The following is a 6,829-nucleotide window of genomic DNA, read 5'->3' on the forward strand; positions in this document are numbered from 1 at the left end:
CTCTGCAGCTACATGTTCCGGAGTAGAAGCAGCATACAAAAGTTTAATAAGACAAGGCAAAATAAAAGATGAACCTATCAGATTCATTGCATTCGGCGGTGACGGCGGAACTTATGATATCGGTTTACAATCACTTTCCGGTGCTATGGAAAGAGGTCACAGAATGCTTTATGTTTGCTATAACAACGAAGCATACATGAATACGGGTATTCAAAGAAGCAGTGCAACACCTCAAGGTGCAAGTGCAACTACATCACCTGTAGGCAAAGTTAAACAAGGTAAGGAACAACCCAAAAAAGATTTAACCGCAATAATTGCAGCACATAATGTTCCTTATGCGGCACAAGCAATAATCGGCGATTTTAACGATTATATGACAAAAGTTAAAAAAGCTTTGGATACTGACGGTCCTACATTTATCAATGTATTAACACCTTGCCGTCTCGGTTGGGGTTGTAAACCGGAAGATTCAATGGAAATGGTAAGATTGGCTGTTGATACATGTATTTGGCCTGTTTATGAAGTGGTAAACGGCAAATATAAAATGACAAAAAAACCGAGAGGCGGAAAGAAACTTCCCGTCGGAGAATTCTTTAAATATCAGTCGAGGTTTAAACATTTGTTGAAACCTAACAATGCAGAATTGTTGGCTAATATTCAGGCCGATGTTGATGCAAAGTGGGAAAAGATTTGTAACCTCTGCGGAGAGGAAGTAATAAAATAATGCACAATTGTGCATTATTTTAGGTTATGAGGTTATAGGTTTATAAAAAGAAGCGGCAACTACCAAATATTTTGATAATTGCCGTTTCTTTATTTATTATAAAACTTTTTTAATTTCTTCGTTCTAATTCAAAACTCGAAAAGTCTTCGATAGCCAAGAATAATGAACCACAAAACCTACATATTGCCTAAAAATTTATTGCATAAATTTTAAAAGGTAGTTTATATATTTTTAGTGAAAAGTTCAAACACATATTGGGCTGATAAAAATAAAAAACTATATAATTCTATTACTAAATTTTGATAATAATTATTTTATTATTGAGTCATTGATTTTTTTATACTTTTCTTCTTCCGACTCGTTTGTTTCACCGGATATATTTTTTGTTGCGGTTATGTTTTTATTTAATTTTGATGTTGTTGACCCGCCTTTCATAAAAGCAAACATAATAACAGAAGGTATCGACATAAAAATTAAACCGAAAATTATCATAAACACTTGTCTTACCGTATAATCAAAATCTGTTTTATTTCGTATCGCTTCATTTATTTTATCCTGCAGTTTTGCTTTTGACGAATATCCGGACGAATAATAAAATGTAACAGGATATCTTTGTCCGTTATAAGTTTCAAGTTCTACTCTGTAAGTTGTTCCGCCTTTCGAACTTCTTGAACTGGTTACTACAGCCAATTTTAAATTTGATATATTTATATTAACATCTTTGAACGGCGGCACAACTGATTTTTTGTGAATTTGTGCCGTTGCCACATCATTAACATTGTTTATTTTTATTTTAACAGGTAAACAACCGATTAACGTACAATAAAAACCTATCAAAATAAAAATTGATAAATATAAAATTATCCCTGCTTTAGGTATATTAGTCTTCATATTTGAATTATACAAAAAAGAAAATAAAAATTTAAAATTATGATATAATCAAAATTATAAAACAATATTATAACATTAGGAGACGTTATGGATTTTTTAGAATTGGTAAGCAAAAGATATTCGGAAAGATTTTTTAGCAACATTCCAATAGAGCAGGAAAAACTTGATAAAATACTTGAAGCAGGACGGCTTGTTCCTACTGCTTGTAATTATCAACCGCAAAGATTTTATATTTTAAAAAGTAAAAAAGCTCTTGAACTTGCAGCAAATGTTACACCGTTTACTTACAATTGCTCTTTAATGATTTTAATTTGTTATGATAAAAATGAAGTTTGGAAAAATAAAAGAGAAGAAAATTATAACTCGGGCGAACAGGATATAAGTATTGCGGCAACCACAATGATGTATGAAGCGGAAACACTTGGTATACATACGCTTTGGATAAGAGGTTTTAATTCAAAAACGGCATCCGAAACTTTTAAATTACCGGAAAATATTGTTCCCTCAATGTTTTTGGCATTAGGTTATCCGTCTGACAAATCAAAGCCGAGTGATTGGCATTTTAAAAGAAAATCAATTAATGAAATAGTAACTATTTTATAATTTTTTTAAACTTTCTTTTACCCGCCTGCAAAATAATACCGTCTTTAATTTCAATCTCGGTATCGGAAGTTATTTTGTTACCTTCAACTTTTGCTCCGCCCTGTTCAATTAACCTTCTTGCTTCGTTTTTACTTGATACCATTTTTGAAACAAATAAAAGTTCCGATAATTTTATTTTATCTTTATCACACTTATATTCTTCAATTTCGGTCGGTAAATCTTTACGGGCAAAAATTTTGTTAAATTCGTTTTTTGCATTTTCGGCAGCTTCTTTACCATGATAACGTTCAACAATAATTTCACCGAGTTTCATTTTTGCTTCTTTCGGGTGCATTTGTTTTACTTGCGCCAAATCTTCTTGTGTTAAAAGTTCATAATACACCATCATAAGTTCATCGGAAATCGACATTAATTTACCGAACATTTCACCCGGTGTATCATTTAATGCTATATAATTTTTATACGATTTTGACATTTTTTTAACACCGTCGGTTCCTACAAGTAACGGCATTGTTATAACAACCTGCGGTTCCTGACCGGCATCTCTTTGCATATCACGTCCGAGTAACAAATTAAATTTTTGGTCGTTACCGCCAAGTTCAACATCCGCATTTAGTGCAACGGAATCATATGCCTGCAATAACGGATACATAAATTCAACAATGCTTATAGGAATATCGGCTTTAAATCTTTTTTCAAAATCGTCCCTGACAAGCATTTGTGCAACGGTATGTTTTGAAGCAAGTTTTAATAAACCTTCTATTCCCAAAGCATTTAACCACTTGCTGTTAAAAACAACTTCCGTTTTATTTTTATCAAGAATTTTAAAAACCTGTTCCTGATAAGTTTTTATATTTTTCATTATTTGCTCTTCGGTCATCATAGGTCTTGTTGCAGAACGTCCTGAAGGATCACCAATTCTTGCAGTAAAATCACCTATTAAAAATACAATTTGATGTCCCAAATCTTGAAATACTTTCAATTTATTTATAATAACACTGTGTCCCAAATGTAAGTCGGGAGCAGTCGGGTCAACACCGAGCTTTATTCTTAATTTTTTACCGGAAGAAAGTTTTTTTGCTAATTCCTCTTCCGAAATTATTTCGTTTGTTCCTCTTCTTATTAATGAAAGTGCTTCTTCTATTGACATTGTTTTACTCCATACATAGTTATACAGTTATTTAAATTGAAAGTCTTTGTAACAACTTATAATCTTCCACATCAAATTTTCTTTCGTGTTTTGGAAGTTCGTCAAAAGGTGTAAGTTTTATTCTTCCTTCTTCTATTCCTACAAGTACATTTGTTTTATTTTCTCTTAATACTCCTATTGCTTCGGCACCGAATATGGAAGCTAAAATTCTTTCCCTTGCCGTCGGAATACCGCCTCTTTGAATATACCCCAAATTACTGACTCTTACTTCAAGCCCTGTTTGATCTTCAATTTGTTTTGCAAAATCAAAGGAGTTGCCGCACCCTTCGGCATAAGCAACTATCAATGATTTTTTACCGGAACTGCTTGCATATCTGAATTTGTCGCAAAGGTCATCCATATCAAGCTTAACTTCCGGAACAACTATAACTTCCGCTCCGGATGCAAGCCCTACCGCAAGTGTTAAAAATCCGTGGTGCCTGCCCATAATTTCAACAACAAAAATTCTCTCGTGGCTTTGAGCAGTGTCTCTTATTTTATCTATTGCATCAACGGCGGTATTAAGCGCCGTATCATAACCTATAGTTTCTTCGGTTCCTGCGACATCATTATCTATGGTAGCGGGTAAATTTACAACTTTTACACCTTCTTTACTTAGTGCATTTCCTGCAGCAAGCGAACCGTCTCCGCCGATAATTACAAGACTGTCAATATTTAATTCGTTTAAAACTTTTAATGCTTTTTTTCTGCCAACTTCGGTTTTAAGCTCCGGACATCTGCCGGTTCTTAAAATTGTTCCGCCGAGGTTTATTATTCCGCTTACTGTTCTTGCCGTCATATTTATATAATCCCCGTCTAAAAGCCCGCCAAAAGCTCTTTTAAAGCCAACCATTTCAAAACCGCAAAAAATACCGGTTCTAACAACAGCCCTAACCGCCGCATTCATTCCCGGTGCATCACCGCCTGCGGTAATAATACCTATTCTTCTTTTTGCCATTAGAGTTTCCTCCTCGGTAGATAAATATTTTACAATTCAATAATTTTTTTATTTTATATTATTTGCAAATTCCGTGCAATATAATATTGATATAAAATTTTAATAAATAATAATTTTTGTTTTATTTGTAGAATTTTTAAGAACAGTAATCATGCTTTTTTCATCAATAGCTATGCAACCTGCAGTATAATCTTTATTACCTTTTACATGAATAAAAATATTTGAACCGTTAGGATAAATATTTTCAGAATTAAAATCAATACACAACCCGTAATTATATTGAGGATAATAGTCTATTAAATGTTCTCCTTTACACTGATGTTTTGTTTTTTTGGAATCTATTATCTGATTATAATATTCGCAGTTTTCATCGCAGGCATAAAGGTTATTATTAATTTTGAGGTATTTTAATTTTGTTCCGGGATTTTTCTTTATTCCGAAAGCTTTTGTAACATTAAACTCACCGATAGGAGTTTTTAAATCACCCTCTGTTTGCTTGCCAAAACCGTTTTTGCCTATAAAAGCATCTGTTTCCAAAACAAGTTTCCATCCGTTATTTTGTTTTTTATCTCTGACATACATTTTAAATAAAGCATTACTGTTTTCAACAAAATTTACGTATATTATTTGTTGAACCGTTTCATCATTTCTATATTTATTAGGTATAGGATTTTTATCAATAAACAATTCATTATTTGTTTGAGCAAAGCAATTAACACAAACATATAAAAAAATTAAAATTGATATTTTTTTGATATTCATTGGTATATTATATCAAATTTTTTTAATAAATTTATATCATCAACATTTTTATTTATAAAAACATTGAAAAATTTAAAATAAAAAAATATTTATTTAAAATTATAATTATGATAGAATAAAAGGAAATAAAAATAAAAAGCAGGAGAAATTTATGAACAACAAAATTGCAGGTATTTTAGCTATCGGTTTAATAATTTCATCTTTTATTTTAGGAATGTTTTTTGTGTCGGCAAAACAGGAACAATCCATAAGAGTTGTCGGACAGGGTGTTAAAAGTTTAACGGCAGATGTCGCAAAATGGAATGTTACAATTTCAAAAAATACCGGAGTTTCAAATCAGATGGAAGGATATACTTTAATACAAAATGAATTAAAAAAGATAAAAAAATATTTGCTTGATAACGGGATAGAAGAAAAAAATATTCTTATTGAACCGGTAAATTCTTATGCAAATTACGGTAACAACAGTGTTATCGGTTACAATTTCAACCAAAGAATTGAAGCAAGATCAAACGATGTTGATAAAATAGAAAAACTTGCACTTGATTTAGACTCTTTAAGAAATGCGGGAATAATACCTCAGTATTCAAACATAGAATACTTTATTTCAAATTTGGCCGATATTAAAGCACAAATGCTTGCCGTTGCGACAACAGATGCAAAAGCAAGGGCGGAAGAAATTGCAAAAAGTTCCGGCAATAAAGTTTGCGGTTTAATGTCGGCAAGGTCGGGTATTTTTCAAATAAGAAAACCGTTATCCACCGATGTTTCGGACTATGGTATTTACGACACATCTTCAAGAGAGAAAGAAATAGCGGTAACGGTAAATGCAACTTTTAAAATAAAATAAATTTATGCTAAACATAGGTTGCCATTTATCAATAGCGGACGGTTTTGAAGCTATAATCAAACAAGCTTTGTCCATAGGGGCAAACACTTTTCAGTTCTTTACAAGAAATCCGCGTGGTTTTAAAGCGAAAGATATAGATAAACAGGATATAAAAAATTATTTAAAAATTGCAAAAGAAAATAATTTCACTACGGTTTTAGCACATGCTCCTTATACGTTAAACCCTTGTTCTGCCGATGAAGCAATAAGAGTATTGGCAAAAAATATTTTTATTGATGATTTAAGAAGGATGGAATTTATTCCCGGTAATATGTATAACTTTCATCCGGGAAGCCATGTAGGGCAAGGTGTAAAAACGGGCATACAATTTATAACAAATTTATTAAATGAAATTCTAAAACCGGAACAAACCACAACGGTTTTACTTGAAACAATGGCAGGAAAGGGCAGTGAAATAGGCAGTAAATTTGAAGAGTTAAAAACCATAATTGATGAAATTAATTTAAAAGATAAAATAGGTGTATGTTTTGATACCTGCCATGTTTACGATGCAGGTTACGATATAGTAAATGATTTAGACGGAGTATTGGAACAATTTGACAAACAAATAGGTCTTAAAAATTTAAAAGCTGTTCATTTAAATGACAGTATGAATCCGTTTGCAAGTCATAAAGACAGACATCAAAAAATAGGGCAGGGTTCAATAGGAATAAAAACATTTGAACAAATTATCAACAACAAATATCTTTCGAATTTACCTTTCTATTTGGAAACACCAAACGAAATTGAAGGTTATGCAAAAGAAATAAGCATTTTAAAAAATTTATTTACATCTTAAATAAATCATACTCA

General features: G+C 31.8%; 8 protein-coding genes. 4 read left to right on the forward strand and 4 right to left on the reverse strand.

Features of this window, described 5'->3' with window-relative positions:
* Positions 1–724: thiamine pyrophosphate-dependent enzyme (locus tag ACMUOV_RS03060; RefSeq protein WP_413853581.1), on the forward strand; the 724-nt coding region annotated here is incomplete at its 5' end.
* A gap of 309 nt (positions 725–1,033) precedes the next feature.
* Here ACMUOV_RS03060 and ACMUOV_RS03065 read toward each other — a convergent pair.
* A complete protein-coding gene (locus ACMUOV_RS03065) occupies positions 1,034–1,615 on the reverse strand; it encodes a hypothetical protein (RefSeq protein WP_413853582.1) in 582 nt (193 codons plus the stop codon).
* An 87-nt stretch (positions 1,616–1,702) separates the two neighbouring features.
* On the opposite strand from ACMUOV_RS03065, the gene ACMUOV_RS03070 reads away from it, so the two are divergent.
* Positions 1,703–2,218, forward strand: a complete 516-nt coding sequence (locus tag ACMUOV_RS03070; protein ID WP_413853583.1) for a nitroreductase family protein — start codon at positions 1,703–1,705, stop codon at positions 2,216–2,218.
* Here the strand turns inward: ACMUOV_RS03070 and tyrS are convergent.
* The 3 genes from tyrS to ACMUOV_RS03085 form a co-directional block, all read right to left on the reverse strand.
* Positions 2,208–3,368, reverse strand: coding sequence for a tyrosine--tRNA ligase (gene tyrS, locus ACMUOV_RS03075; protein ID WP_413853585.1), 1,161 nt, complete (start codon positions 3,366–3,368; stop codon positions 2,208–2,210). The genes ACMUOV_RS03070 and tyrS overlap by 11 nt on opposite strands.
* Positions 3,369–3,399: 31 nt before the next feature.
* Complete coding sequence (locus tag ACMUOV_RS03080; RefSeq protein WP_413853587.1) at positions 3,400–4,365, reverse strand: ATP-dependent 6-phosphofructokinase; 966 nt, start codon at positions 4,363–4,365, stop codon at positions 3,400–3,402.
* A gap of 99 nt (positions 4,366–4,464) precedes the next feature.
* Positions 4,465–5,127 (reverse strand): L,D-transpeptidase family protein, encoded by a 663-nt coding sequence (locus ACMUOV_RS03085; protein WP_413853589.1) that lies wholly within the window; start codon positions 5,125–5,127, stop codon positions 4,465–4,467.
* Positions 5,128–5,278: 151 nt separating this feature from the next.
* Here ACMUOV_RS03085 and ACMUOV_RS03090 point away from each other — a divergent pair, with 151 nt between their 5' ends.
* Together ACMUOV_RS03090 and ACMUOV_RS03095 are read left to right on the forward strand one after the other, a co-directional pair.
* Positions 5,279–5,977, forward strand: coding sequence for an SIMPL domain-containing protein (locus tag ACMUOV_RS03090; RefSeq protein ID WP_413853591.1), 699 nt, complete (start codon positions 5,279–5,281; stop codon positions 5,975–5,977).
* A gap of 4 nt (positions 5,978–5,981) precedes the next feature.
* Positions 5,982–6,815: a deoxyribonuclease IV gene (locus ACMUOV_RS03095; protein ID WP_413853592.1), complete on the forward strand. Its 834-nt coding sequence runs from the start codon at positions 5,982–5,984 to the stop codon at positions 6,813–6,815.
* Positions 6,816–6,829 lie beyond the last annotated feature (14 nt).

This window comes from Candidatus Ruminimicrobium bovinum (assembly GCF_902760015.1).
Classification (GTDB): domain Bacteria; phylum Elusimicrobiota; class Endomicrobiia; order Endomicrobiales; family Endomicrobiaceae; genus Ruminimicrobium; species Ruminimicrobium bovinum.

Bases quoted from the DNA above. Each gene is read 5' to 3' on its own strand.
- ACMUOV_RS03065 (WP_413853582.1), bottom strand. From the start codon at position 1,615: ATGAAGACTAATATACCTAAAGCAGGGATAATTTTATATTTATCAATT.
- ACMUOV_RS03070 (WP_413853583.1), top strand. From the start codon at position 1,703: ATGGATTTTTTAGAATTGGTAAGCAAAAGATATTCGGAAAGATTTTTT.
- tyrS (WP_413853585.1), bottom strand. From the start codon at position 3,368: ATGTCAATAGAAGAAGCACTTTCATTAATAAGAAGAGGAACAAACGAA.
- ACMUOV_RS03080 (WP_413853587.1), bottom strand. From the start codon at position 4,365: ATGGCAAAAAGAAGAATAGGTATTATTACCGCAGGCGGTGATGCACCG.
- ACMUOV_RS03085 (WP_413853589.1), bottom strand. From the start codon at position 5,127: ATGAATATCAAAAAAATATCAATTTTAATTTTTTTATATGTTTGTGTT.
- ACMUOV_RS03090 (WP_413853591.1), top strand. From the start codon at position 5,279: ATGAACAACAAAATTGCAGGTATTTTAGCTATCGGTTTAATAATTTCA.
- ACMUOV_RS03095 (WP_413853592.1), top strand. From the start codon at position 5,982: ATGCTAAACATAGGTTGCCATTTATCAATAGCGGACGGTTTTGAAGCT.